Source organism: Streptomyces sp. UF-297, from assembly GCF_058245575.1.
In genome coordinates this window covers 15,516-41,123 of sequence record NZ_JBSIBZ010000009.1, presented here as the reverse complement: position 1 = coordinate 41,123, position 25,608 = coordinate 15,516, and the positions used below count along the sequence as shown (strand labels likewise).

The window sequence follows — 25,608 nt, the reverse complement described above, 5'->3', positions numbered from 1 at the left end:
CGGCCGATACCGTACGGCCCCAGCACCCGCCCTGTGCGCGGGTATTGGGGCCGCTGCCGTTTCACCCGGGCGGTCACGGCAATACTGGCTCCGTGTCAGTGATCCGTAACCTCCGCAAGGCGGCCCACCTTCCGCGCCAGCGCAGCCGCGGCGTGGACCTCAGCCACCCGGCCCGCTCGCCGCTGGGCACCGCCGTGGTCAACTGCGCCGTGTACGTGGACGGGGTGCGCCAGAGCGGCGACCACCGGGCCGAGGACGCCGTCCGCCAGGTCCGCGAGTCGGGCAGCGGCTTCGTGTGGATCGGCCTCCACGAGCCCCAGGAGAAGGAGTTCGCGGGGATCGTGGAGCTGTTCGGGCTGCACCCGCTGGCCGTCGAGGACGCCGTGCACGCCCATCAGCGGCCCAAGCTGGAGCGCTACGACGGCTCGCTGTTCACCGTCTTCAAGACCGTCCGCTATGTCGCGCACGACCGGCTCACCGACACCAGCGAGGTGGTGGAGACCGGCGAGATCATGGTCTTCACCGGCGCCGACTTCGTCATCACCGTCCGGCACGGCGGCCACGGCTCGCTCGGCCCGCTGCGCGAGCAACTGGAGTCGGTGCCCGAGCAGTTGGCGATCGGCCCGTCCGCCGTCCTGCACGCCATCGCCGACCTGGTCGTGGACGACTACCTGGAGGCCACCGCCGCCGTCCAGGACGACATCGACGACGTGGAGAGCGAGGTGTTCGCGCGCAGCAGCAAGGGCGAGGCGGGCCGGGCGGCGCGCTCCTCGGGCGCCGACGCCGGGCGGATCTACCAGCTCAAGCGCGAACTGCTGGAGCTGCGGCGCGCGGTGGCCCCGCTGGACCGCCCCCTGCACGCGCTCTCCACCCAGCCCATCGCCCTGGTGGACCCGCGCACCACCACCTACTTCCGCGATGTCGCCGACCACCTGAGCCGGGTCACCGAGCGCATCACGGCCTTCGACGAACTGCTCAACTCGATACTCCAGGCCCACCTGGCGCAGGTGACCGTCGCCCAGAACGAGGGCATGCGCCGCATCAGCGCCTGGGTCGCGATCCTCGCCGTCCCCACCATGGTCACCGGCGTCTACGGCATGAACTTCGACTACATGCCGGGCCGCGACTGGCCCTACGCCTACCCCCTGTGCATGGCCGTCATCCTGACCATCTGCGTCACCATCCACCGAGCCTTCAAACGCAACGGCTGGCTCTGAAGGGGCTCTGGGAACTCCGCAGAAGGGGGCGCGGGGAACTCCGCAATCATGAGGGGCGCGGGGAACTGCGCGAAAAGGGGCGCGGGGAACTGCGCGCCCAGCCCCCACCGCCCCGCACTGTCACCACAGCGCCGCACCGCCACGCACAAGGCGCCCGCGAGCACCGCGACCCGATGCCCACGAACGCCCACGCGCAGAATCAGCCGCGCCGAATCAGCCGACCAGCACCGCCTCATCCGCCTCCCGCACCGGAGCCGCCGCTTGATCGTCCTGAGCCCCGGCGGCAGCCCCCCGCTTCGGCAGGACGAAGAGCAGCCCGAAGATGACCACCAGCCCCGCCGCAACCCACCACAGCGAGTTCACCGCCGCGTCGATCACGGTCGTCCCGGCCTCCCGCAACGCCGGCGCCGCGTCGTCGATGACCCCGAAGTAGGCCACCGAGGACAGCGCCAGACCCAGCGCACTGCCCAGCTGCCCGGTGGTGTTGAAGATGCCGGACGCGGAGCCGGAGTGCTCGCGCGGCACCTGGGAGATGGCCATGTCCGTGATCGGCGCGACGATCAGCCCCATGCCCAGGCCCATCAGGACCATCGGCGGGATCATCAGCCAGGAGGTCATGTCCGTGCCGAAGTGCTCGGCCTCCCCGATGTAGAGCAGCACACCGGACAGCATGATCAGCGCGCCCGCCTGCATCACCTTGCGCCCGAAGCGCGGCACCAGCTTCTGTACGGACATCCCCGCGGCGGCCGAGGTGGCCAGGGAGAACGGCACCCCGGTCAGACCGGCGTGCAGCGGGCTCCAGCCCAGGCCCATCTGCATGTAGAGGGTCCAGATCAGGAAGAACAGACCGGAGACCGCGCCGAAGGTGAGCTGGACGCCGGAGCCCGCCGCGAAGCTCTTGACCTTGAACAGCGACATCTCCATCAGGGGCGAGCCGTCCTTGCGGGCCTTGGCGCGCTCGTACCGTACGAAGACGGCGAAGACCAGCGGGCTCGCGGCCATGGAGACAAAGCCCCACACCGGCCAGCCCAGCTCGCGCCCCTGGGTGAGGGGGTAGAGGACCATCAGCAGGCCGAGGGCCACCAGGACCGTGCCGACCAGGTCCAGGCGCAGCGCCTTGGGGGCCTTGGACTCGGTGATGAAGCGGCGGCCCAGCACGATGCCGAGGGCGCCGACGGGCAGGTTGATCAGGAAGATCGGGCGCCATTCCAGGCCCGCGATGTTCCACTGGGTCAGCAGCGCGCCGATCAGCGGGCCGCAGACCGCGCCGAGCCCGATGACGGCGCCGAACATGCCGAAGACCTTGCCGCGCTCGTGGGCGGGGAAGCTGACGTGGATGATCGCCAGCACCTGCGGGACCATCATCGCCGCCATCGCGCCCTGCAGGACGCGCGCGGCCACCAGCATCTCGGGGCCGGAGGCGAAGCCGCACAGCGCGGAGGCGACGGTGAAGCCGCCCATGCCCAGCAGGAAGAGCCGGCGGCGCCCGAATATGTCGCCGAGGCGTCCGCCGGTGATCAGGCCGACGGCGAAGGCGAGGGCGTAACCGGCGGTGATCCACTGGATGGCGCTGAAACCGGCGCCGAGGTCCTCCCGGATGCTGGGGATGGCGATGTTCACGATCGTGGCGTCGACCAGGTCCATGAAGGACGCGGTCAGCACAACGGCCAGCGCCAGCCAGCGTCTGCGGTCCGCCGTATCGGGGACGGTCATGGTTCTACTTCTCCTGACAAGAGCAAAGGGGAGGAGCGTCGTCGCCCCGTACGCAGTCGACAATAAGCGCCGTGTAGGACAGTTCTCGTCCTATTTATCGCCCCATCATGGGAGGCATGAGTGAGACCTCGGCACGACTGCTGAACCTGCTGTCCCTGCTCCAGACCCCGCGCGAATGGCCCGGCAGCGAACTGGCCGGGCGCCTCGGGGTCACCTCGCGCACCATCCGCCGTGACATCGAGCGACTGCGCGATCTCGGCTATCCCGTGCACGCCACGATGGGCTCCGAGGGAGGTTACCGCCTCGCCGCCGGTACGGCCCTGCCGCCGCTGCTGCTGGACGACGAGGAGGCAGTGGCCATCGCGGTCGGGCTGCGCTCGGCGGCCGGGCACACCGTCGAGGGCATCGAGGAGGCGTCCGTACGGGCCCTGGCCAAGCTCGAACAGGTGCTGCCGTCCCGGCTGCGGCGGCGGGTGGGCACGCTGGGCAGCGCCACCGTCCCCGCGCCGTGGGGCGACGGGCCCACCGTCGACCCCGAGGTGCTGACCGCGCTGGCCGCCGCGATCGCCAACCACGAGCGGGTGCGCTTCGCCTACCGCGCGGGCGACGGGGCGCGGACCAAGCGCCTGGTGGAGCCGCACCGCCTGGTCTCGGCCGGGCGCCGCTGGTACCTGGTCGCGTACGACAACGACCGCGAGGACTGGCGCATCTTCCGGGTGGACCGACTGACCGAGCCGCACCCCACCGGCGTACGGACCCCGCCGCGCGAACTGCCCGCCAAGGACGCCGCGGCCTACGTCACCGAGCGGATGCAGGGCATGAGCACCACCTACCGCGCCGTGGCCACCGTCCACGCCCCCGCGGCCGAGGTCGCCGCCCGGCTGGGCCGCGCCGCCGAATCCGTCGAACCCCTCGACGCCACCTCCTGCCGCGTCCGCACCACCCCCGACTCCCTGGAGTGGCTGGCCATGCGCCTCGCCACCCTCGGCCACGACTTCACCCTCCACGAGCCACCCCAACTGGCCGACTACCTGCGGCAGTTGAGCACCCGCGTCAACCGCGCAACGAGCAACGAGTAACACACCAAGCACCGGACCGACCCCTGCACGACAGCGCCCGCCCCCGGCGGCGGCCGCACCGCAACGGCAGAAAAGAATCCCCACCGCCACACCGCGCAGCCACAACATTGAGGAACCAACGGAACCCCCACCAAGACACGGACCGCACGAGGAACGACCGACCCCGCACGACACCATCCGGCCCCGGCCAAAGCCCGGCGCCGCAGCGTCAGAAAGAATCCCCGCCGACACGGCGCGCAACCACAACGGCGAGGGACCGGCGGAATGGTCACCGGCCCGCGCCACGACGTCCGGTCCGCCTGCGGCAACTACGGCAACAGCAGCGTCTTGCCGAGCGCCCGTCGCCCCTCCATCCCCGCGTGCGCCGCCGCGGCCCCCTCCAGCGGGAAGGTCTGGCCGATGACCGGCCGCAGGCCGCCCGCCGCCGCCAACTCCATGGCGCGTACGGTCCGTTCGCGGGAGAGCGCGGCGAAGCCCGCCAGCTGCTCGAATCCGGTCACCCGCACACCGCGCCGCTGCGCCTCGCCCGGTTCGATCACCGTCGCCGCGCCGGACGCCGCGCCGTGCATCGACAACCGGCCGCCGGGCGGCAGCAGTTCGAAGGCGGCCCGCCCGATCTCGCCGCCCACTCCGTCGAAGGCGAGATCGGGCCCGGCCCCGCCGGTGATCTCCTTCACCCGCCGCGTCCACCCGGGATCGGAGTAGTCGACCGCCGCCTGCGCCCCCAACTCCCGTACCAGCGCCAGCTTGCGCTCACCGCGCGCGACGCCCACCACCCTGGCCCCGGCCGCCCGCGCCAGCTGGACCAGCAGGCTGCCGACGCCGCCGCCCGCGGCCTCCACCAGCACCCACTCCCCCTCCTTGACCCCGGCCACTTCGCACAGCCCCACCGCCGTCGCACCGTCGTCGATCAGAGCCGGCGCCTCGGCGAACCCCAGCCCGTCCGGTACGGGTATCAGCTCCCGCTCCTCGGCCACGGCGCGCTCGGCGTGCGCCCCCTGCCGTCCGACGCTGCCCGTCACCACGCGCCGCCCCACCCACGCCGCGTCCACGCCGTCACCCACGCTCAGCACCCGCCCGGCGAGCGTCCCGCCCGGCACGTACGGGAGCCGCGGCAGCTCGGGTCCGGGCGAGAAGCCGGACCGCAGCTGCGTCTGGACGAAGTCGATGCCCGTCGCCGCGACCCGCACCACCACCTGCCCCGCCCCCGCGACCGGCTCCGGCACCTCACACGTCACCAGCACCTCGGGCCCGCCGAACTCCGTCACCCGTACCGCACGCATACCCCGCACCCCATCCGCTCCCAGTGATCTTCGCTCCGCACACACCCTGACCCCTCAACCTTGGTCGAGGTCAACCCGAAGGCCAGGGGCAGAAAATCGCTCACGCCGCGGAACCCTGCGCGCCCCGCGGCCGGGGCGGCCGGGCGCACGAGCAGGGCCCGGGTGCCCGACGGCACCCGGGCCCCGGAAGCCCGCAGCTACATCCCCGACAAGGCCCGGGTGCCGCCCGGCAGGTCGCCGCCCAGCAGGCTCGCACCGGTTTTGGCTTCCTGCTCCTGCTGGAGCTTGCCCATCACCGTGTCCACCAGCTCGTTCGTCGACCCGGAGACCTCGTCCAGCTCGACCGGCTCGTTCACCTTGGCCTTCGGCAGCGCCGTGTCGAGCTCGGTCAGGCTCTTCTGCCGCGGGCCGGGCTCGCCCGTAGGCGCGTCGGCGGCGTGCGCGGCGGGCGCGGCCAGGCCGATCAGCGCGGCCGAGGCCAGCACACCGAGGGTCGTACGGGAAACGGTCATGAGGGTCCTTTCGGGATCCTTCGGAGGAATACAGGCGGGCCTGTTGTAGCGATCCGGCGCCCCGATACCCCGCTATCCACCTCCCGTGGGCGCGGCGTGGCGGTCGGAAATCTCCAGATCTGACGGCTGAAGATTGGTAGATCACGCAACCTCCACCAGGCCCGTCACCGCCAACACTGGTGACGTACAGTTCCGCCCACGCCCAAGGGGAACCCATGACGGGGTCACGCGTTCTGGCCCTCGGCCACTATCAGCCCTCCCGAGTGCTCACCAACGACGACCTGGCCGCGATCGTGGACACCGACGACGCCTGGATCAGCAGCCGCGTCGGCATCCGCACCCGCCACATGGCCGCGCCCGAGGAGAGCGTGGACTCGATGGCCGCGGCGGCTGCCGCCAAGGCGCTGGCCGCGAGCGGGCTGTCCGCGCACGACATCGACCTGGTGCTGGTCGCCACCTGTACGGCCACCGACCGCAGCCCCAACACCGCGGCGCGGGTCGCCGCCCGGCTGGGCCTGGGCTCCCCCGCCACGATGGACCTCAACGTCGTCTGCGCGGGCTTCACCCACGCCCTGGCCACCGCCGACCACGCCATCCGCGCCGGTGCGGCCCGCCACGCGCTGGTCATCGGCGCGGAGAAGTTCACCGACGTCGTGGACTGGACGGACCGCACCACGTGCGTCCTGGTCGGCGACGGCGCGGGGGCCGCGGTGGTGTCCGCGGCGCCGGAGCCGATGATCGGTCCCGTGCTGTGGGGCTCGGTGCCCGAGATGGGCAACGCGGTACGCATCGAGGGCGAGCCGGCCCGCTTCGCCCAGGAGGGCCAGGCCGTCTACCGCTGGGCCACCACCCGGCTCCCGGCCATCGCCCGGCAGGTGTGCGAGCGCTCCGAGGTACGGCCCGAGGACCTGGCCGCCGTCGTCCTGCACCAGGCCAACCTGCGGCTGATCGAACCCCTCGCGCAGCGGATCGGCGCGGTCAACGCCGTCATCGCGCGCGATGTGGTCGACTCCGGCAACACCTCGGCCGCCTCCGTACCGCTGGCCCTGTCCAAGCTGGTCGAACGGGGCCGAATCCCCTCCGGCGCGCCGGTGCTCCTGTTCGGCTTCGGCGGCAATCTCTCCTACGCGGGCCAGGTCATCCGCTGCCCATGAGCGGCCCGCCGCGCACCGCCCGGTGTCCGATCCGTTCAAGACGGGCGCCGGGCCCGCGGCCTAGCCTCGCGGCATGACGACTCGGTTCTCAGCGATCGGCATGGCCACCGCGGACATGCCCGCCACCCTCGCCTTCTACCGCCGCCTCGGCCTGGACATCCCGGCCGCGGCCGACTCCGCCCCGCACGTCGAGGCACAGCTCCCCGGCGGGCTGCGGCTGATGTGGGACACCCACGAGACCATCCGCTCCTTCGAGCCGGACTGGACCCCGCCGCAGGGCCCCGGCGCGATCTCCCTGGCCTTCGAGTGCGCGGGCCCGGCCGCGGTCGACAAGCTGTACGCGGACCTGGTCGGCGCGGGCCATACGGGGCGGATGGAGCCCTGGGACGCCGCCTGGGGCCAGCGCTACGCCGTCGTCGCCGACCCCGACGGCAACGGCGTGGACCTGTTCGCCCCGCTGTCCTGACGACCGGCGTCAGGGGACCTCGCGCAGATACAGCGCGCCGCAGGAGTGGCAGAAGGGCTCGCCCTCAGGGGTCCCCCAGGCGTCGGACGGCTGGGTGGCGGAGTCCGGCGCCAGTTCGCGGCCGCACATCGCCTGGGTGCCCTCCAGGCGGACCATGTGCCAGATCCTGACGTGGCCGTCCGCCTGCTGGGGCGAGGCGCCCTCTTCGTACTCAGCGCGCATCTCGTGCTCCATGGCGATGCACCTCCTGCCCCCACGATGCGCCCGCCGCGGCACGGCCCGCCACTCATGGTGACCCGCGCCGGGGTCAGAACGCCGACCACCCCGTAAGCGACGTGCTGCACCTCCCGGGGGACGACCCCCGCACCCCCAGCCGGACCGCGCCCGGACCTCAGAACACCGACCACCCGGTCAGCGACGTGAAGTGGTCCAGCGCCGCCGCGCCCGCCACCGAGTTGCCGCGGGAGTCCAGACCCGGGCTCCATACGGCCAGGGTGCAGCGGCCGGGGACGACGGCGACGATGCCGCCGCCGACGCCGCTCTTGGCGGGCAGGCCCACGCGGTAGGCGAACTCGCCCGCCGCGTCGTAGGTCCCGCAGGTCAGCATGACGGCGTTGACCCGCTTGGCCTCGCGGGCCTCCAGCAGCCGGGTGCCGTCGGTGCGCAGCCCGTGCCGGGCCAGGAAGCCGCCGGCCAGCGCCAGGTCCTTGCAGCTCATCTCGATCGAGCACTGCCAGAAGTAGTGCTCGATGACGCTGGGGACGGGGTTCTCCAGATTGCCGAAGCTGGACATGAAGTAGCCCAGCGCCGCGTTGCGGTCGCCGTTGTCGGCCTCGGAGGTGGCGACGGCCTGGTCGAAGGCGAGGTCGGGGTTGCCGCTCTCCTCGCGCAGGAAGTGCAGCATCGTCGTGCTGGCGTCGCCGGTCAGCGTCTGCAGGCGGTCGGTGACCACCAGCGCCCCGGCGTTGATGAAGGGGTTGCGCGGGATGCCGTTCTCCCACTCCAGCTGGACCAGGGAGTTGAACGGCGTGCCGGAGGGCTCGCGGCCCACCCGCTTCCAGATGTCCTCGTTGTCCTGCGCCATCACCAGCGCCAGCGAGAAGGTCTTGGAGATGGACTGGACGGAGAAGGGCACCTGCCAGTCGCCGACGCCGTAGACCTCGCCGTTGATGTCGGCGACGGCCATGCCGAAGCGGTCGGCGTCCACACACGCGAGTGCCGGAATGTAGTCGGCGACTTGTCCCTGTCCCGCGTAGGGCCTCGCGTAGGCCGCTACCTCCTCGAGAACGGCCTGGTAGTCCATGACGCAGAGGCTAACCCGCGCCGAGGATCACTCCCAGCGGGGCCCCCGCCAGCGACTTCACCTCGCGGGCCAGATGCGCCTGGTCCGCGTACCCGGCGCGGGCCGCCACCTCGGCGTAGGGCGTGCCGGCCCGGGCCAGATCCAGGGCGCGTACGAGCCGCAGGACCCGGGCCAGCGTCTTGGGGCCGTAGCCGAACGCCTCCAGGCAGCGGCGGTGCAGCCGACGCTCGCCGTACCCCAGCGAGCGGGCGACCTGGGCCACAGGGCTGCCGCCGGCCAGCGCCCCGGCGATCGCGGCCCGCGCGGGGTCGGGCGGGCCCGTCTCCCGTAGCCGTACTCGGGCGATTTCCTCAAGCGACTGTCCGGGCGATGCACTCTCGGCCAGCCGCTCGGCCATGCGCAGCACCTCGGCGCGCGGCCACAGGTCCTCCAGCGGGACGCGCAGATCGCGCAGCCGGTGGGCGGGTACGCCGAAGACGGCGGGGCCCTGGCCGGGGGCGAAGCGCAGGCCCACGACGCGGGAGCCGGGCGCCGTCCGTGGCAGGTGCGCGTGGGTGTCGGGACCGGCGACGACCAGGCGGCTCTCCATCCAGAGCAGGTCCGTGCAGCCGTCGGGCAGCACCCGCTGGGGCGTGCCGGGCGGGTGCGGCGCCGTCTTGGACCACACCACTGCGCCATGCAGGCGTGAGGCTCGCTCCCGGTACATGACGCAAGCCTGGCATGGGAACCCCTGTGCTGTCCGGGCCGTTGATCCGGTACGTAACGATCTCCCCAGGAGGCAGCAGATGGCAGGGTTCCTCGACCGCGCCAAGGAGCAGGCACAGAGCGCGCTTCAGCAGGGCAAGCAGAAGGTCGACGAGGTGCAGCAGCAGCGCGCGGGCGGCGACCTCCTGAAGAAGCTGGGCGCGGCGTATTACGCGGAGCGGCGCGGCAGCGGCTCGCCCGACGCCACCCAGCAGGCGCTCAGCGCCCTGGAGGCACACATCGCCACCCACGGCGACGGCTTCCTGCGCGGCTGACGGCGGCCGCCGCCCGGCCGCGGCCGAATCCGCTCGCACACGCGACGAACGGCTGGTCCGCGCCTCTGCGTTCCAGTACAAGCGTGGTACGAGGCGGTGCGCGGTCGGCGTCCGCCGCGCACCGAACGGAGGCGGCCATGGCCCCACCCATGTCCGCGAACAGGTTCCTCCAGGCGCTCCAGGACGAAGGTCTGCGGGTCGTCGAGGTCCGCGAGTGGCGTACGCACAACCGCAACCACAAGGGCCCGTGGGGGCCGGTGCACGGCGTGGTGATCCACCACACCGTGACCTCCGGTTCCGAGCGGACCGTACAGATCTGTTACGACGGCTGGCCGGACCTGCCCGGACCGCTGTGCCACGGCGTGATCACCAAGGACGGCACGGTCCATCTGGTGGGCTTCGGCCGCGCCAACCACGCCGGGCTGGGCGACGACGACGTGCTGCGCGCGGTGATCGCCGAGAAACGCCTGCCGCCCGACAACGAGGCCAACACCGACGGCAACCGCCACTTCTACGGCTTCGAGTGCGAGAACCTCGGCGACGGCGCGGACCCGTGGCCCGAGGCCCAGTTGGAGGCCATCGAGAAGGCCGCCGCGGCGGTGTGCCGGGTGCACGGCTGGGGCGAGCGCTCGGTGATCGGGCATCTGGAGTGGCAGCCCGGCAAGGTCGACCCGCGCGGCTTCACGATGGACGCGATGCGCGAGCGGATCGCCGAGCGGCTGAAGTAGCGGCGGCCCGGGCAGCCCCGGGCGGCTGAAACAGCGGCGGCCCGGGCAGCCGGGACCACCGGGCCCGCCGGAGGCGGAGGCAGCGCCGACAATGGGTGCATGACCAGCACCGCTCCCGGCTCCCCCGCCCTCCAAGCGCTGCGGCCGCGCCTGCCCTCCCCGCTCCAGGAGGCGGGGGACGAGCGGTTCGCGCGCCGCGGCGTACGGCTGCTGCTCAAGCGCGACGACCTGATACACCCCGAGATACCGGGCAACAAGTGGCGCAAGCTCGCGCCGAATCTGGGCGCCGCCACCGCGGCGGGCGAGCGCACCCTGCTCACCTTCGGTGGCGCCTACTCCAACCACCTGCGCGCCACCGCCGCCGCGGGCCGCCTCCTGGGCCTGGCCACCATCGGCGTCGTACGGGGCGAGGAACTGGCGGACCGCCCCTACAACCCCTCCCTGGCGCGCTGCGCAGCCGACGGCATGCGGCTGCACTTCACCGACCGCGGCAGCTACCGCCGCAAGGACTCCCCGGAGGTCCTCGACGCGCTGCGCGAGCGCTTCGGCCCGTACTTCCTCATCCCCGAGGGCGGCAGCAACTCCCTTGCCGTGCAAGGCTGTACGGAGCTGGGGCGGGAGCTGGGCGAGGCCTCGCGGGACGGCGGGCGGATCGACACCGTCGCGGTGGCCTGCGGCACCGGCGGCACCCTGGCCGGGCTGGCCGCCGGGCTCGCCCCCGGGCAGCGGGCGGTGGGCTTCGCGGTCCTCAAGGGCGGTTTCCTGGGCGAGGAGACCGAGCGTCTGCAGCGGGCCGCCTTCGGGCGGCGGCGCGGCGACTGGCACGTGGAGGAGGACTTCCACTGCGGTGGCTACGCCCGCCGCACCCCTGAACTGGACGCCTTCGCCGACGACTTCGAGGACCGGCACGCCCTGCCCGTGGAGCGCCTGTACGTCGCCAAGATGCTGCTGGGCCTGACGACGCTGACCGAAGCGGGCGCCTTCGCACCGGGCACGACCCTGGCCGCCGTGATCACCGGCACCCCCTGAAGCACCGCGGGCGCCCGCCGCGGGTCACCCGATCGGCCCCGCCCCGAAGGTAGCGGCGTCCGCGCGCTGATGGGCTGGCACCCGGGACTGTCCACGCACCGCGTGCCAGAGGAGGGACCGCATGACGCCGCCCCGCCCCGACGCGCCCGCCGCCCTCGCGTCCGGCCCGCTGGACTGGTCGCTGACCTCGGGCCCCGTGCCGCTGGTCGTGCAGATCGTGGGCCTGTGCGCGCTGGCGGCGCTGCTCTTCTCGCGCGACCGCCTCTGGTGGCGGCGGTGGGGCCCCGTCGCCGTAGTGGTGGCGGGCCTGGCGACGTACCTGGTGGGCACGGCCGTCGACAGCTGGTGGCGGCCCTTCCCCGACCCGCTGCCCACCGAGGTCCTGGTGTGGATCGGCATCGCCCTCTCGGGCGTGGTGCTGGCGCTCTTCCGGCTGCCCCGGCTGCGCCTGCGGGGCCGCCTGGCCGCCGTGCTCGGCGCCGTACTCGTCCTGCTGCTGGGCATGTCGCAGGTCAACAGGTACTACGACCAGTACCCGACGCTGCGCACCATGCCCGGCCCCTGGGCGCAGAAGACGGTCGACCTCAGCGCCGCCATCGGCTCCAGGAAGCCCGTACTGGAGGTGCCGGCGGGCCGGGCCGTCGCACAGGTGTGGAAGCCGCCGCCGGGCCTGCCCGACAAGGGCACGCTGTCCAAGGTCTCCTTCCCCGCCGCCAAGTCGGGCTACAAGGCGCGCCAGGGCCTGGTCTATCTGCCGCCCGCCTACCAGGCCTCGCCGCGCCCGCTGCTGCCCGTACTGCTGCTGATCCCGGGCCAGCCGGGCGGCCCCGACGACTATGTGCAGTCCGGCCGGCTGGTCCAGAGCATGGACACCTTCGCCGCCGAGCACCAGGGGCTCGCGCCCGTCGTGGTCATGGCGGACGCCAACGGCAGCCAGTTCGCCAACAACCTGTGCGTGAACTCCAGGAAGGGCCAGGTGCAGACGTATCTGGCGCAGGACGTGCCCGACTGGGTCCGCGGCAATCTGCAGACCGCCGCCGGGCGCGGGCAGTGGGCGGTCTCCGGCTACTCCTTCGGCGGCACCTGTTCCCTCCAGCTGGCCGTCAACGCCCCCGAGGTCTTCGGCCGGTTCATCGACATCTCGGGCCAGGACGAGCCCACCCTGGGCAGCCGCAGGAAGACCGTGGACGAGGCCTTCGGCGGGGACGCCACGGCCTTCGCCCAGGTCAACCCCATGGACGTGATGGCCCGCAAGAAGTTCCCCGACACCGCGGGCGTCTTCGTGGCCGGCACCGACGACAGCACGTACGGACCCCAGCAGCGCAAGGTCTACGAGGCGGCGAAGCGGGCGGGCATGAGCGTGGAGCTGGTGCGGCTGCCCGGCGGCCACAGCTGGCAGGTCTGGCGGCCCGGGCTGGTCACCCAACTCCCCTGGCTGGCACGGCAGACAGGACTCACCCCGTGAGCGCACCCGCCGTCTCCCCGGACGACCCCGGCGCCGCCGCCGCGCCCGAGGCCCCGCACACCCTCGCCCCCGAGCGCGGCCCGGTGCGCTGGCTGCACGCCGTCGGCCCCGTCCTGGCCCCCGTACGCAAGGCCCCCGTCACCCTCGGCCTGATCGCCGTCCTGTGGATCGTGGGCGGCGCCACCGCCAGCCTGGGCACCGGCCCGGGCGCCGACCGCCTGGACCGGGTCGGCATGGGCGTCCCCGCCCTGGCCGACGGCCACTGGTGGGCCCCGCTGACCTCCCTGGTCTGGTCCTCCGGCATCGGCAGCTACATCGGTACGACCCTGCTGCTGCTCCTGCTGCTGGCCCCCGCCGAGCAGCGCATGGGCTCCGCGCGCACCCTCTGCGTCCTGATCGCCGGCCAGGTCCTGGGCACCCTGCTGGGCACCGGCGTCATCGCGCTGGGCTCGGCGGCCGGCGAGAGCTGGCTGGCGGTGCTGTCCGGCTACAACACCACCGCCCCCAGCGTGGGCATCCTCGCGGTGGCGGCCGTCCTGTCCTACGAGCTGACGGCCCTGTGGCGGCGCCGCGTCCGCCTGCTGATCACCGTCGTCCCGCTGGTCTTCACGCTGTACGTGGGCCATGTGCAGGGCGTCCTGCGGCTCGGCGGGGTCGTGGTGGGCTTCGCGCTCGGCGCACTGGTCCACCGCGGCACCAGCCACCTGCGGGCCCGCCGCTCCTCCAACGCCGAGGGCCGCGTCCTGGTGGCCCTGGTCCTGGCGGCCTTCGCCGTCGGCCCGGCCATCGCCTCCCTCTACAAGGACTCCCTGGGCCCCTTCGCCCTGATCTCCAACCTGTTCTTCTCCAGCGGCCCCGACCGGGCACAGATCGACGAGTACTGCGCCGCCTCCACCCAGGACTGCAACCTCGTCCACGCCATGGACCACTTCTACGGCTCCCCCGCGCTCCTGATGGGCGCGGTCGTGCCCGCCGTACTGCTGGTCCTGGCCGAGGGGCTGCGCCGCGGCCTGCGCGCCGCCTGGCGCCTGAGCGTGGTCGTGCTGGCCATCTGGACCGCCCTGCTGTCCTACCTGGCCGTGGACATCAACGCCGACCCCGGCCTGTACGGCCTGGACCCCGGCGACACCACGCCCACCACCCAGGCCCTGGTCGAGCAGATCGCGCTGATCCTGATCGTGCTGCTGATGATGGTGCTGACCCGCACCCTGTTCGCACTGCGGCTGCCGGGCGCGGCGCTACGGCGCCTCGCGCTGGTCATCGGCGGCGCGCTGCTGGCGGCCTGCGCCGTCTACGTCGGCGTCGGCCTGGCCGTACGCGACCAGTACGACCCGCCCGCGACCCTCGCCCAGCTGCTGGCCGGGCTGCCCTCCGAGTTCCTGCCGCCGACCTACGACGGCCTGTTCTGGGACACCCCCGTGCCGGTCGGCGGCACCGCGCTGGCCCTGTACGAGTACGTGGGCCTGTGCTTCTGGGCCGTCACCCTCGTCGCGCTGCTGCTCGCCTTCCGCCGCCCCCGCGTACGCCAGGAGGACACCGACGCCCAGCGCGCCCGCGAACTGCTCGGCGCCCACGGCGGCTCGACGCTCTCCTACCTGACCACCTGGCCCGGCAACCACTACTGGTTCGACGAGGCGGGCCGCGCCGCCGTCGCCTACCGCGTCCACTCCACCGTCGCGCTGACCACCGGCGACCCCTTCGGCGCCCCGGACGCCCGGGCCGCCGCCGTCGAGGGCTTCGCCCGGTACTGCGACGCGCACGGCTGGACGCCCGCCTACTACAGCGTCACCGCCGAGACCCGGGCCCGTACGGACGCGCTGGGCTGGCGGTCCGTCCAGGTCGCCGAGGACACCGTCGTCCCGCTGCCCGGCCTCGCCTTCACCGGCAAGAAGTGGCAGGACGTGCGCACCGCCCTGAACAAGGCCAAGAAGGAGGGCATCACCGCCGAGTGGTGCACCTTCCCCGACGCCCCGCTCGCCCTGAAGGACCAGATCCGCTCCATCTCCGAGGAGTGGGTCTCCGACAAGGGCCTGCCGGAGATGGGCTTCACCCTCGGCGGCCTGGACGAGCTGGACGACCCGCGGGTGCGCTGCCTGCTCGCCCTCGACACGGACCGCACGGTGCACGGCATCACCAGCTGGATGCCGGTGTACGAGAGCGGCGAACCCGTCGGCTGGACGCTGGACTTCATGCGCCGCCGCACCGAGGGCTTCCGCGGCTCGATGGAGTTCCTCATCGCCTCGGCCGCCCTCGGCTTCCAGGAGGAGGGCGCCCGCTTCCTGAGCCTGTCCGGCGCGCCCCTGGCCCGCAAGGCCACCGACAGCGCAGAGAGTCCGTCGATCCCCCTCCAGCGCCTCCTCGACTACGCGGGCAGGGCCCTGGAGCCCGTCTACGGCTTCCGCTCCCTGCTCAACTTCAAGGCCAAGTTCCAGCCCGAGTACCGCCCCCTGTACCTCGCCTACCCCGACCCCGCCGCCCTCCCCAGCATCACCCGGGCCATCGGCAAGGCCTACCTGCCCCACCTGTCCCCGGCCCAGGGCTTGCGCCTGGCCCGCAAGCTGTCGTCATAGCCCCACTGCTTCCAGCGGCTCCGGCCCGCCCGGCACACCCCGGCCCCGCCGGCATACGGCTACGCCCCCGCGTCCCGGTAGGCCGCCGCCTCCTCCAGATCCAGCCGCCGCAGCAACGTCCGCAGCATCTCGTCGTCGATCCGCCGCTCGTCCCGCAGCTGCACGAACACCTCCCGCTCCGCCGAGATCACCTCCCGCGACAGCCGCCGGTACGTCTCGTCGGCCGACTCCCCGGTGACGGCGTTCACCGTCCCCAGGCGCTCCCAGACCGCGTTGCGCCGCCGTTCCACCACCGTCCGCAACCGCTCCGCCAACGGCCCCGGCAGCGCGTTCCCCTCGTCGGCCAGCAGCGCCTCCAGCCGCGCCTCCGCCGCCCGCGACGCCTCGCTCTGCGCCTGCGCCTCCGCGAGCGTCGCCGCCTTCGCGTCCCGCCCCGGCAGCTTGAGCGCGCGGATCAGCGGCGGCAGCGTCAGCCCCTGCACCACCAGCGTGCCGATCACCGTCGTGAAGGTCAGGAAGAGCACCAGGTTGCGGGCGGGGAAGTCCGCGCCGCTGTGCACCGTCACGGGGATGGAGAAGGCGATGGCCAGCGAGACCACACCGCGCATCCCGGCCCAGCCGACGACCACCGGCGCGGTCCACCTCACCCCCGGCTCCCGCGCGCGGATACGGGCCGACAGGGCGCGCGGCAGGAACGTCGCGGGAAAGACCCACACGAAGCGCGCCGCCACCACCACGGCGAACACCGCGAGGGCGTACCACGCCGCCTGCGCCCCGCTGAATTCGCCGAGGCCCCCCAGCACGTACCGCAGTTGGAGGCCGATCAGCGCGAAGACGGCGGACTCCAGCACGAAGGAGACCATCTTCCACACCGCCTCCTCCTGGAGGCGCGTCTCGAAGTCCACCTGCCAGGAGCGGTGCCCCAGATAGAGCCCGACGACCACGACCGCGAGCACTCCCGAGGCCCCGACCTGCTCGGCGGCCGCGTACGCCACGAAGGGGATGAGCAGCGAGAGGGTGTTCTGCAGCAGCGCGGAGTCCCGCAGGCAGCGCCGCAGCCAGTGCAGCGGCACCATCAGGACCAGGCCGGCGCCGATCCCGCCCACCGCCGCGATCGCGAACTCCTTGATGCCGCCCGCCCAGGTGGCGCCCTCGCCGACCGCGGCCGCCAGCGCCACCTTGTAGGCGGTGATCGCGGTCGCGTCGTTCACCAGCGACTCGCCCTGCAGGATCGTGGTGATGCGGCCGGGCAGCCCGAGCCGGCGGGCGATCGCGGTGGCGGCGACCGCGTCCGGCGGCGCCACGACCGCGCCCAGGACGAGTGCCGCGGTCAGCGGCAGGTCCGGGATCAGCAGATACGCCGCGTACCCGACCACGAGCGTCGCGAAGAGCACATAGCCGACCGACAGCAGCGCCACGGGCCGCAGATTGGCCCGCAGGTCCAGATAGGAGCTCTCCAGCGCGGCGGTGTGCAGCAGCGGGGGCAGCAGCAGCGGCAGGACGACGTGCGGGTCCAGGGTGTAGTCGGGGATGCCGGGGATCCAGGAGGCCGCGAGCCCGGCGGCGACCAGCAGCAGGGGTGCCGGTACGGGCGTGCGGCGGGCCGCTCCGGCGACCGCCGCGCTCCCCGCGACCAACAACAGCAGCGGCATCACGTCCATCGGCTGTGCCCCGTTCCCCTTCGGCTCCCCGCCGGCGGGCCGCGCCCGCCCGGCCACATGATCGAGTGTCGATCTAACCTGGCCATCATGAGTGAGTGTGCGCACCTTGCCGAACTGCCGCGCCCCGAGCCCGCTCCGCTCGGCGCCACCTGCCCGCAGTGCCAGGCGCTGGGCAGCCACCCCGTACAACTGCGGCTGTGCCTGGTCTGCGGCCATGTCGGCTGCTGCGACTCCTCGCCCTACCGCCACGCCACGGGCCACTTCGAGGAGAGCGGACACGCCGTCATGCGCTCCTTCGAGCCGGGCGAGAGCTGGCGCTGGTGCTTCGTGGACCAGCAGGTGGTGTGAGCCACCGCCGGGGCGTGCCGCCGTCCGCGGTACGGCTGTCAGTGGTGCCCGCTAGCCTTCGGGCATGATCCGTACTGCGACGCCTGCCGACGTCCCCGTGATCCACGCCATGGTCCGCGAACTGGCCGCCTACGAACGCGAGCCCGACGCGGTCGAGGCCGACGCGGAGCAGTTGCACGACGCCCTGTTCGGGGACCACCCGGCGGCCTTCGCGCTGATCGCCGAGGAGGCCGGCGAGCCCGTCGGCTTCGCGGTGTGGTTCCGCAACTTCTCGACGTGGACGGGCACGCACGGTGTCTATCTGGAGGATCTCTACGTCCGCCCCGAGGCCCGCGGCGGCGGCCACGGCAAGGCGCTGCTGGCGGCCCTGGCCCGGATCTGCGTGGAGCGCGGTTACCGGCGTTTGGAGTGGTCAGTCCTGGATTGGAACGAACCGTCCATCGACTTTTACCGGTCGATGGACGCCCGCCCCATGGACGAATGGACAGTCTTCCGGCTCACTGGAGATGCGCTGTGCAACCTCGCAGGCGTCTCAAGCGTCAACAGAGCGTAATCAGTGCCGATTTGGCAGTGCAGACCCCTAGCCACTGTCCGTGCCCGTAGGCTTACAATCAGTGACACTCGCGGGATTGCGGGACACTGCGGGCCCAACTGTCGTGCCGGAAGGCAGCCATGCCCCGCCCGGGCGACACCGTCCCACAGATCGCGATAGCGTCGCAGGCGAACCATGTGCCGCGCCGAATCGTTCTCCTGACGCCAAGGAGGAGATACGACCGGCGCGAAGATCAGCTCAACCAGCTTGTGCCACCTTGGAGGTGAGGGTGTCCCAGATCGCAGGCGAGCCCGGGAACCAGGACTTCGTGGAAGTCCGGCTGCCCGCCGCGGGTGCCTACCTGTCGGTGCTGCGTACGGCCACGGCCGGGCTCGCAGCCCGCTTGGACTTCACCCTCGACGAGATCGAGGATCTGCGCATCGCGGTTGACGAGGCATGCGCGATCCTGCTGCAGCAAGCCGTTCCCGGCAGTGTGCTGAGCTGCGTCTTCCGCCTGATCGACGACGCACTGCAGGTGACCGTTTCGGCCCCGACGACCGACGGCCGTGCCCCCGAGCGCGACACCTTCGCCTGGACGGTGCTCTCCGCACTGGCCGGCAAGGTCAACTCCACCGTCGCCGAGGACCGCACGGTCAGCATCAGCCTGTACAAGGAGCGCGGCGCCGGTCCCGGACCGTCATGACCGAAGAGGGGGCCCCGTGAAGGATCTGGAGCGCGGCGCGCGGATGGCGCACAGGGTGACCATCCCCGAGCAGCAGGCCCGGCCGCACCCGGTGGGCGTAGACGACCTGGGCGGCCACTTGGACGCGGCGGAGCAGGTAGAGCGGGCGGACCACATGGACCAGAGCGAGCAGCAGCGGCATCAGCACGATCCGCACAACCCGCACACCGGCCATGATCCTCATGACCGCAGTGGCGCGCGGGCGATGTTCTACGAGCTGCGCAAACTCCCGCAGGGCTCCGCGGAGCGCGCGGAGCTGCGCAACACCCTCGTGCGCATGCACCTGCCGCTGGTCGAGCACCTGGCCCGGCGGTTCCGCAACCGCGGCGAGCCGCTGGACGACCTCACCCAGGTCGCCACCATCGGCCTGATCAAATCCGTGGACCGCTTCGACCCCGAGCGCGGCGTGGAGTTCTCCACGTACGCCACCCCGACGGTGGTCGGCGAGATCAAGCGGCACTTCCGCGACAAGGGCTGGGCGGTCCGCGTCCCGCGCCGCCTCCAGGAGCTGCGGCTCTCGCTGACCTCCGCGACCGCCGAGCTCTCCCAGCGCCACGGCCGCGCCCCCACGGTCCACGAGCTGGCGGAGCACCTGTCCATCTCCGAGGAGGAGGTGCTGGAGGGCCTGGAGTCGGCCAACGCGTACAGCACGCTCTCCCTGGACGTCCCGGACACCGACGACGAGTCCCCCGCGGTCGCCGACACGCTCGGCGCCGAGGACGAGGCGCTGGAGGGCGTGGAGTACCGCGAGTCCCTCAAGCCGCTGCTGGAGGATCTGCCGCCGCGCGAGAAGAAGATCCTGCTGCTGCGCTTCTTCGGCAACATGACCCAGTCCCAGATCGCCCAGGAGGTCGGCATCTCCCAGATGCACGTCTCCCGGCTGCTGGCCCGCACCCTCGCCCAGCTCCGCGAGAAGCTCCTCGTGGAGGAGTGAGCGGGCGCCGCCGCCCGGCCCCGGCCGTCAACGGGCGCCCTGTGCGCCCCGTACCCCTTCGGGGCGTGCTCCACGGACCATACGGGGCCGCCCCGCCGGCCCGGCACATCCGGCCGGGGCCCCGCCGCGGGCTCTCGCTCCCGCTACTCCCGCGGACCGATGCCCAGCGCCTGGGTGGCGGTCGGATTGACCAGCAGCGCCAGCACCGCGACCGCGACCACGCCCAGCCCGATACCGGCCGCGATCAGCGCGCCACCGCCCTTGATCAGCGTCCAGACCACGGGCAGCGCCACGATCTGCGTGATCAGCGCCGGGCCGCGGCTCCAGCGGCGCAGCAGCCACAGACCGCGGGCCGCGAACAGCGGCAGCAGCCCCAGCGCGATGATCGTCGCCCCGCCCGTCTCGGCCTGCCGCGGGCTGTCGGGCGAGCCGGTCAGCCCCATCACGAGCATGTAGACGCCCATGCCCACCAGCACCGCGCCCTCGGCGGCGGTGAGCACCGCCGCGACGGTCAGCCGGGCCGGGCGCGGCCCGCTCGGCTCGGGGGCGGCGGGTGCGGGGGCGCTGCGGGGGCCGGTCGCGCCCGCCCGGGGGCGCTTCTGCTTGCTGCTCACCCCAGCAGGGTAGCCCCGCCCTCTCGGGGTAACGCAGGGGAGGGAGTGGGTCCGGTACCGGCAGGTAGGTAGTCTGCTGCCCATGCGCGCACTCCTCGTGGTCAATCCCGCAGCAACCACCACCAGTGCCCGCACCCGTGATGTACTCACCCACGCGCTGGCCAGCGACCTCAAACTGGAGATCGCCGAGACGCAGTACCGCGGCCACGCCCGTGACCTGGCCCGGCAGGCGGCCGAGGGCGGCCAGATCGAACTGGTCGTCGCACTCGGCGGCGACGGCACCGTCAACGAGGTCGTCAACGGACTGCTCACCCAGGGCCCCGCACCCGAAGCCCTCCCCCGCCTCGGCGTCGTCCCCGGCGGCTCGACCAATGTCTTCGCCCGCGCCCTCGGTCTGCCCAACGACGTCGTGGAGGCGACCGGCGCCCTGCTGGACGCGCTGCGTGACGGCCGGGAGCGCACCGTCAGCCTCGGCCTGGCGGCGGGCACCCCGGGTACGGAGGACGAGGGCGTACCGCCGCGCTGGTTCACCTTCTGCGCGGGCTTCGGATTCGACGCGGGCGTGGTGGGCCGGGTCGAGCAGCAGCGCGAGCGCGGCAAGCGCTCCACCCACGCGCTCTACATGCGGCAGCTGCTGCGCCAGTTCCTGGGCGAGCCGCACCGCCGGCACGGCACGATCTCCCTCTCGCGCCCCGGCGAGGAGCCCGTGCAGGACCTGGTGATGTCCATAATCTGCAACACCGCTCCCTGGTCCTACCTGGGCAATCGCCCGCTCTACCCCTCACCGGAGGCGTCCTTCGAGACGGCCCTGGACGTGTTCGCGCTCACCAAGATGTCCGCCCCCGCGGTCACCCGTTATGCGACCCAGCTGCTGACGTCAACACCCGAGCGCGGCCCCCGCGGAAAGCACGCCGTCTCGCTCCATGACTTGACGGACTTCACCTTGCAATCGCAGGCTCCACTGCCCTTCCAGATGGACGGCGACCATCTTGGACTGCGTACGAGCGTGACGTTCACAGGCGTACGCCGTGCACTGCGTGTGATTGTGTGAGCAGTAGGGCCTAAAGTCCTTTCAGTCGAACGTTTAGGCTGACTTCCACCCCCTAGAAGTACGGCTGTGACCTAGGCGACACCAAGGAATCAAAAAAAACTTTCCGGAAGGGGTTGTATCCGCCGCCGAGGTTTGCGAGTCTCTTCATGGCGATCGGGACGGCCGCTCTTCGGCCCCCTTGAGAGCCCGAATCCTCCTCCTCATTCCTCAGGACCGCACCAGTTCCTCAACTGGGGCTCGGCCCTTCCCTTGTGGAGGGATTCGTGAAAGCGTTCACATTCACAAGCAACGATCCCGCAATACGAGGAGATGGAGCAGCCATGGACTGGCGTCACCGCGCCGTTTGCCGCGAGGAAGACCCCGAGCTCTTCTTCCCTATCGGCAACACCGGTCCTGCGCTGCTGCAGATCGAGGAAGCCAAGGCCGTCTGCCGCCGCTGCCCCGTCATGGAGCAGTGCCTGCAGTGGGCGCTGGAGTCCGGCCAGGACTCCGGTGTCTGGGGTGGTCTCAGCGAGGACGAGCGCCGCGCCATGAAGCGCCGCGCCGCTCGCAACCGGGCGCGCAACGCCAGCGCCTGACACCAGCCTTCACCACCCCGTGGCTTCCGAGCCGCAGCGCGCAGTACCCCCCGATGCGCATAGCAACGTGAGCCTTAGGCCCCGGACCGTGATCACGGTCCGGGGCTTATTGCTGTGCGCCGGCGCTTTCCGCCCGGCGCCCGCCGGTCCGCTCAGTGCTTTTCGGCGCGTACGGGGATATCGAGAATGACCTTCGTGCCGCGCTCCTGTGCGGGCACCATGTCGAACGTCCCGCCCAACTCCCCTTCCACCAGGGTCCGTACGATCTGCAGGCCCAGGTTTCCGGCCCGGTGCGGATCGAAACCCTCGGGCAGACCGCGGCCGTCGTCCTGGACGGTGACCAGCAGGCGCGGCTCGGTGCGGCTGCCGCCGCGCACCGCGCCGACCTCGACGGCACCCTGCTCCCCCGGCGCGAAGGCGTGTTCCAGGGCGTTCTGCAGGATCTCGGTCAGCACCATCGACAGCGGGGTGGCGACCTCGGCGTCCAGAATGCCGAACCGGCCGTTGCGGCGGGCGCTGACCTTGCCCGGGGAGATCTCGGCGACCATCGCCAGCACCCGGTCGGCGATCTCGTCGAACTCCACGCGCTCGTCCAGGTTCTGGGACAGCGTCTCGTGCACGATCGCGATCGAACCGACCCTGCGCACGGCCTCGTTGAGGGCTTCCCTGCCCTGCTCGGAGTCCATCCGGCGGGCCTGGAGGCGCAACAGGGCTGCCACCGTCTGGAGGTTGTTCTTCACCCGGTGGTGGATCTCCCGGATGGTGGCGTCCTTGGTGATCAATTCGCGCTCGCGGCGCCGCAGTTCGGTGACGTCGCGCAGCAGCACGAGCGAGCCGATGTGCGTGCCCTTGGGCTTGAGCGGGATGGCGCGCAGCTGGATCACCCCTTCGTCGCCCTCGACCTCGAACTCCCGCGGGGCCCAGCCGCTGGCGAGCTTGACCAGCGCTTCGTCCACCGGGCCCCGGGCCGGGGCGAGTTCGGCGGTGGCCCGGCCCAGGTGGTGGCCCACGAGGTCGGCGGCCAGGCCCAACCGGTGGTACGCGGACAGCGCGTTGGGGCTGGCGTACTGGACGACGCCGTCCGCGTCCAGCCTGATCAGCCCGTCCCCGGCGCGCGGCGAGGCGTCCATGTCGACCTGCTGGCCCGGGAAGGGGAAGGCCCCCGCGGCGATCATCTGCGCGAGGTCGGAGGCGCTCTGGAGGTAAGTGAGCTCCAGGCGGCTGGGCGTCCGTACGGTCAGCAGGTTGGTATTGCGGGCGATGACGCCGAGGACCCGGCCCTCGCGGCGCACGGGGATGGACTCGACGCGTACGGGCACCTCCTCGCGCCACTCCGGGTCGCCCTCGCGCACGATGCGACCCTCGTCCAGGGCGGAGTCCAGCATGGGGCGGCGGCCTCGCGGGACGAGGTGGCCGACCATGTCGTCCTGGTAGGAGGTGGGGCCGGTGTTGGGGCGCATCTGGGCGACCGAGACATACCGGGTGCCGTCGAGGGTGGGGACCCACAGGACCAGGTCGGCGAAGGAGAGGTCGGAGAGCAACTGCCACTCCGAGACCAGCAGGTGCAGCCACTCGAGGTCGGAGTCGCTCAGAGCGGTGTGCTGGCGTACGAGATCGTTCATGGAGGGCACACATCGGAGCCTACCGGCGTACGGTATGTGCAGTTCCCCCGGACGGGTTCGCAAGGGTGGGACGCAAGGGCATGGACAGATGAGAATGGTCTAGTCCACAATGACTTGGCACGCATCTTCCGGGGATCTCCCCGGATCCCGAACCTCCGCCCTCCCCGCACAGGAGGGTGGATAGAGGACCGAAGCGCTCTCTGCCCTGACTGCGCCGAGGCCCTCAGATCGGCCCGACGTCCACCACGGGGACCGCACACCCCGCGGCGGGGACGGCCGATGGAAGCTCCGGGCTGCGGTGCCGGACAGGCTGAGGGTCCTGTCCCGGCGCCGCGGCCCGCGGGTGTTTTCGAGGCGGATCCAGCGGCCATGGGGCCCTATCCGCCCGCCCCCTGCCGGGAGTTGGCGGGCCAGGCGCCGAGCGCCGTGCGCGCGACCCCCTCCAGGGCCGTACGGCCCTCGCCGTCCCGGGACAGCTGGGACATCCCCTGCAGGACGGCGGCCGCATAGCGGGCCAGGGCGCCCGCGTCGGTGTCCGCCGGCAGCTCGCCCGAGGCGATGTCGGCGCGGATCTTCTCCTCGTAAGCGCGGATGTTGCGCTGCCTCATATCCCTGAGGGAGTCGGCCACTTCGGCCGAGGCGGCGGTGGTGTTCAGGGCCGCGCTGATGATCAGGCAGCCGTGCGGCCGGTCCGGGGCGGTGTATTCGGCGGCCGCCTCGTGCAGCATCCGCTCCACCGCGCGCCGGGCGGTGGGCTCTTCCTGTACGGCGCGCAGCGTGAAACCGCCGTAGCGCCGCCCGTACTCCACCACCACCTCGCCGAACAGGGCCTGCTTGTCGCCGAAGGCGGCGTACAGGCTGGGCGCGCTGATGCCCATCACTCGGGTGAGGTCGGCGATCGACGTGGCCTCGTAGCCCTGCTCCCAGAACGAGCGCATCGCCTGCTCCAGGGCCGTCTCGCGATCGAAGGAACGGGGGCGGCCGCGCCGCTTGCCCGCCTTCGCGTCTGCCGGGTTCGTCGTCATGCCCAGAATTTTATAGCGGTCGCTAGAAAAACTCTGCTACCGTTCTTTCTGTAGCAACCGATACATAAAGGGGAGGGCGTAGCCATGGGCGCGCTTACGGGCAGGACGGCGCTGGTCACGGGCGGCAGCAGGGGGATCGGGCGGGCGATCTCGCAGCGGCTGGCGAAGGACGGCGCGCGGGTCGCGGTGCACTACGGGCGCGACGAGGCCGCGGCCAAGGAGACGGTGACGGCGATCGAGGAGGCCGGCGGCCAGGCCTTCGCCGTCCGGGCCGAGTTGGGAGTGCCGGGCGGCGTCGAGGAGCTCTGGGCCGCGTTCGACGAGCAGGCCGACGGCCTGGACATCCTGGTCAACAACGTCGGCACGGACGGCACCCGCGACTCCATCGCACACGTCCGCGAGGAGGACTTCGACCGGGTCTTCGCCCTCAACGCCAAGGCCCCGTTCTTCATCACCCAGCAGGCCCTGCCCCGGCTGCGGGACGGGGGCAGGATCGTCAACATCTCCACGGGCCTGACGCGCGGCGCGGCCGTGCCGGAGCTGATCGCCTACTCCATGACCAAGGGCGCCATCGACGTCTTCACCATGACGCTGGCCAAGGAGCTGGGCGCGCGCGGGATCACGGTCAACGCGGTGGCTCCGGGCGTCGTCGACACGGACATGAACGCCGGCTGGCTGCGCGGCGAGGCCAATGCTCCGGCGCGCGAGGCGGTCAGGGCGATATCCCCGCTGGGGCGGATCGCGGACGCCACGGACGTCGGCGACATCGTGGCCTTCCTCGCCTCGGACGACAGCCGCTGGGTGACGGGGCAGTGGATCGACGCCACGGGGGGTGCGCTGATCTGACGCGGCAGCGGCGGGCCGGAAAGAGCGCAGGTGTCCGGCCCCGGAACCGGGCATCCGGGGCCGGACAGGGAAAGCCGGGTGTACGGCCGGGGGTGCGGGGCCGGGTCAGCGGCCGCC

26 protein-coding genes are annotated in these 25,608 nt (G+C 72.2%); 16 read left to right on the top strand and 10 right to left on the bottom strand.

What is annotated here, in order from left to right:
- Positions 1 to 98 precede the first annotated feature (98 nt).
- The gene (locus AC4IJH_RS07915) at positions 99 to 1,217 is read left to right on the top strand and encodes a magnesium and cobalt transport protein CorA (protein WP_490850930.1); all 1,119 of its coding nucleotides are present in this window, start codon (positions 99 to 101) and stop codon (positions 1,215 to 1,217) included.
- A gap of 213 nt (positions 1,218 to 1,430) precedes the next feature.
- Here AC4IJH_RS07915 and AC4IJH_RS07910 read toward each other — a convergent pair whose 3' ends face one another.
- Positions 1,431 to 2,930 carry an MFS transporter gene (locus tag AC4IJH_RS07910; protein WP_490850831.1) on the bottom strand — a complete coding sequence of 500 codons (1,500 nt, stop codon included), beginning with the start codon at positions 2,928 to 2,930 and terminating at the stop codon, positions 1,431 to 1,433.
- 116 nt (positions 2,931 to 3,046) lie between these two features.
- On the opposite strand from AC4IJH_RS07910, the gene AC4IJH_RS07905 reads away from it, so the two are divergent.
- Positions 3,047 to 4,009, top strand: a complete 963-nt coding sequence (locus AC4IJH_RS07905) for a helix-turn-helix transcriptional regulator (protein WP_490850830.1) — start codon at positions 3,047 to 3,049, stop codon at positions 4,007 to 4,009.
- 308 nt (positions 4,010 to 4,317) lie between these two features.
- Here the strand turns inward: AC4IJH_RS07905 and AC4IJH_RS07900 are convergent, their stop codons facing one another.
- Positions 4,318 to 5,292 (bottom strand): zinc-binding dehydrogenase, encoded by a 975-nt coding sequence (locus AC4IJH_RS07900; protein ID WP_490850829.1) that lies wholly within the window; start codon positions 5,290 to 5,292, stop codon positions 4,318 to 4,320.
- 197 nt (positions 5,293 to 5,489) lie between these two features.
- Positions 5,490 to 5,804 carry a hypothetical protein gene (locus tag AC4IJH_RS07895; RefSeq protein WP_490850828.1) on the bottom strand — a complete coding sequence of 105 codons (315 nt, stop codon included), beginning with the start codon at positions 5,802 to 5,804 and terminating at the stop codon, positions 5,490 to 5,492.
- 215 nt (positions 5,805 to 6,019) lie between these two features.
- Between AC4IJH_RS07895 and AC4IJH_RS07890 the strand changes: the two genes are divergently transcribed.
- Together AC4IJH_RS07890 and AC4IJH_RS07885 are read left to right on the top strand one after the other, a co-directional pair.
- Complete coding sequence (locus AC4IJH_RS07890; protein WP_490850827.1) at positions 6,020 to 6,958, top strand: beta-ketoacyl-ACP synthase III; 939 nt, start codon at positions 6,020 to 6,022, stop codon at positions 6,956 to 6,958.
- Between the two features lie 73 nt (positions 6,959 to 7,031).
- The gene (locus AC4IJH_RS07885; protein WP_490850826.1) at positions 7,032 to 7,424 is read left to right on the top strand and encodes a VOC family protein; all 393 of its coding nucleotides are present in this window, start codon (positions 7,032 to 7,034) and stop codon (positions 7,422 to 7,424) included.
- Between the two features lie 9 nt (positions 7,425 to 7,433).
- On the opposite strand, the gene AC4IJH_RS07880 is transcribed toward AC4IJH_RS07885, so the two are convergent.
- The 3 genes from AC4IJH_RS07880 to AC4IJH_RS07870 form a co-directional block, all read right to left on the bottom strand.
- Positions 7,434 to 7,658 (bottom strand): hypothetical protein, encoded by a 225-nt coding sequence (locus AC4IJH_RS07880; protein ID WP_490850825.1) that lies wholly within the window; start codon positions 7,656 to 7,658, stop codon positions 7,434 to 7,436.
- 157 nt (positions 7,659 to 7,815) lie between these two features.
- Positions 7,816 to 8,727 carry a glutaminase gene (locus AC4IJH_RS07875; protein WP_490850824.1) on the bottom strand — a complete coding sequence of 304 codons (912 nt, stop codon included), beginning with the start codon at positions 8,725 to 8,727 and terminating at the stop codon, positions 7,816 to 7,818.
- Between the two features lie 10 nt (positions 8,728 to 8,737).
- Entirely contained in the window at positions 8,738 to 9,433 is a 696-nt protein-coding gene (locus tag AC4IJH_RS07870) for a helix-turn-helix transcriptional regulator (protein WP_490850823.1), read from the bottom strand.
- A gap of 79 nt (positions 9,434 to 9,512) precedes the next feature.
- Between AC4IJH_RS07870 and AC4IJH_RS07865 the strand changes: the two genes are divergently transcribed.
- The 5 genes from AC4IJH_RS07865 (at position 9,513) to AC4IJH_RS07845 (ending at position 15,538) form a co-directional block, all read left to right on the top strand.
- Positions 9,513 to 9,746 carry a hypothetical protein gene (locus tag AC4IJH_RS07865; protein WP_490850822.1) on the top strand — a complete coding sequence of 78 codons (234 nt, stop codon included), beginning with the start codon at positions 9,513 to 9,515 and terminating at the stop codon, positions 9,744 to 9,746.
- Between the two features lie 137 nt (positions 9,747 to 9,883).
- Positions 9,884 to 10,474, top strand: coding sequence for an N-acetylmuramoyl-L-alanine amidase (locus AC4IJH_RS07860; protein WP_490850821.1), 591 nt, complete (start codon positions 9,884 to 9,886; stop codon positions 10,472 to 10,474).
- A gap of 99 nt (positions 10,475 to 10,573) precedes the next feature.
- Complete coding sequence (locus AC4IJH_RS07855) at positions 10,574 to 11,503, top strand: 1-aminocyclopropane-1-carboxylate deaminase/D-cysteine desulfhydrase (protein ID WP_490850820.1); 930 nt, start codon at positions 10,574 to 10,576, stop codon at positions 11,501 to 11,503.
- Between the two features lie 121 nt (positions 11,504 to 11,624).
- Positions 11,625 to 12,968 (top strand): alpha/beta hydrolase, encoded by a 1,344-nt coding sequence (locus tag AC4IJH_RS07850; protein ID WP_490850819.1) that lies wholly within the window; start codon positions 11,625 to 11,627, stop codon positions 12,966 to 12,968.
- Positions 12,965 to 15,538, top strand: a complete 2,574-nt coding sequence (locus AC4IJH_RS07845) for a phosphatidylglycerol lysyltransferase domain-containing protein (protein ID WP_490850818.1) — start codon at positions 12,965 to 12,967, stop codon at positions 15,536 to 15,538. The genes AC4IJH_RS07850 and AC4IJH_RS07845 overlap by 4 nt, the downstream gene beginning before the upstream one ends.
- A 59-nt stretch (positions 15,539 to 15,597) precedes the next feature.
- Here the strand turns inward: AC4IJH_RS07845 and AC4IJH_RS07840 are convergent, their stop codons facing one another.
- Positions 15,598 to 17,199, bottom strand: coding sequence for a Na+/H+ antiporter (locus AC4IJH_RS07840; protein ID WP_490850817.1), 1,602 nt, complete (start codon positions 17,197 to 17,199; stop codon positions 15,598 to 15,600).
- Between the two features lie 87 nt (positions 17,200 to 17,286).
- Here AC4IJH_RS07840 and AC4IJH_RS07835 point away from each other — a divergent pair, with 87 nt between their 5' ends.
- The 4 genes from AC4IJH_RS07835 (at position 17,287) to AC4IJH_RS07820 (ending at position 19,755) form a co-directional block, all read left to right on the top strand.
- Entirely contained in the window at positions 17,287 to 17,547 is a 261-nt protein-coding gene (locus tag AC4IJH_RS07835) for a UBP-type zinc finger domain-containing protein (protein ID WP_490850816.1), read from the top strand.
- 64 nt (positions 17,548 to 17,611) lie between these two features.
- A complete protein-coding gene (locus AC4IJH_RS07830) occupies positions 17,612 to 18,100 on the top strand; it encodes a GNAT family N-acetyltransferase (protein ID WP_490850815.1) in 489 nt (162 codons plus the stop codon).
- Positions 18,101 to 18,368: 268 nt separating this feature from the next.
- Positions 18,369 to 18,782, top strand: coding sequence for an ATP-binding protein (locus AC4IJH_RS07825; RefSeq protein ID WP_490850814.1), 414 nt, complete (start codon positions 18,369 to 18,371; stop codon positions 18,780 to 18,782).
- A gap of 43 nt (positions 18,783 to 18,825) precedes the next feature.
- Complete coding sequence (locus tag AC4IJH_RS07820; RefSeq protein WP_490850929.1) at positions 18,826 to 19,755, top strand: RNA polymerase sigma factor SigF; 930 nt, start codon at positions 18,826 to 18,828, stop codon at positions 19,753 to 19,755.
- 143 nt (positions 19,756 to 19,898) lie between these two features.
- On the opposite strand, the gene AC4IJH_RS07815 is transcribed toward AC4IJH_RS07820, so the two are convergent.
- Entirely contained in the window at positions 19,899 to 20,369 is a 471-nt protein-coding gene (locus AC4IJH_RS07815) for a hypothetical protein (RefSeq protein WP_490850813.1), read from the bottom strand.
- A gap of 82 nt (positions 20,370 to 20,451) precedes the next feature.
- On the opposite strand from AC4IJH_RS07815, the gene AC4IJH_RS07810 reads away from it, so the two are divergent.
- Both AC4IJH_RS07810 and AC4IJH_RS07805 read left to right on the top strand, forming a co-directional pair.
- Positions 20,452 to 21,420, top strand: a complete 969-nt coding sequence (locus tag AC4IJH_RS07810) for a diacylglycerol/lipid kinase family protein (RefSeq protein WP_490850812.1) — start codon at positions 20,452 to 20,454, stop codon at positions 21,418 to 21,420.
- A gap of 320 nt (positions 21,421 to 21,740) precedes the next feature.
- Positions 21,741 to 21,998, top strand: coding sequence for a WhiB family transcriptional regulator (locus AC4IJH_RS07805; protein WP_003983230.1), 258 nt, complete (start codon positions 21,741 to 21,743; stop codon positions 21,996 to 21,998).
- A 152-nt stretch (positions 21,999 to 22,150) separates the two neighbouring features.
- Here the strand turns inward: AC4IJH_RS07805 and AC4IJH_RS07800 are convergent, their stop codons facing one another.
- Together AC4IJH_RS07800 and AC4IJH_RS07795 are read right to left on the bottom strand one after the other, a co-directional pair.
- The gene (locus AC4IJH_RS07800) at positions 22,151 to 23,620 is read right to left on the bottom strand and encodes a sensor histidine kinase (protein WP_490850928.1); all 1,470 of its coding nucleotides are present in this window, start codon (positions 23,618 to 23,620) and stop codon (positions 22,151 to 22,153) included.
- Positions 23,621 to 23,997: 377 nt separating this feature from the next.
- Entirely contained in the window at positions 23,998 to 24,645 is a 648-nt protein-coding gene (locus AC4IJH_RS07795; RefSeq protein WP_490850811.1) for a TetR/AcrR family transcriptional regulator, read from the bottom strand.
- An 84-nt stretch (positions 24,646 to 24,729) separates the two neighbouring features.
- Here AC4IJH_RS07795 and AC4IJH_RS07790 point away from each other — a divergent pair, with 84 nt between their 5' ends.
- Complete coding sequence (locus tag AC4IJH_RS07790; RefSeq protein WP_490850810.1) at positions 24,730 to 25,491, top strand: SDR family oxidoreductase; 762 nt, start codon at positions 24,730 to 24,732, stop codon at positions 25,489 to 25,491.
- Positions 25,492 to 25,608 lie beyond the last annotated feature (117 nt).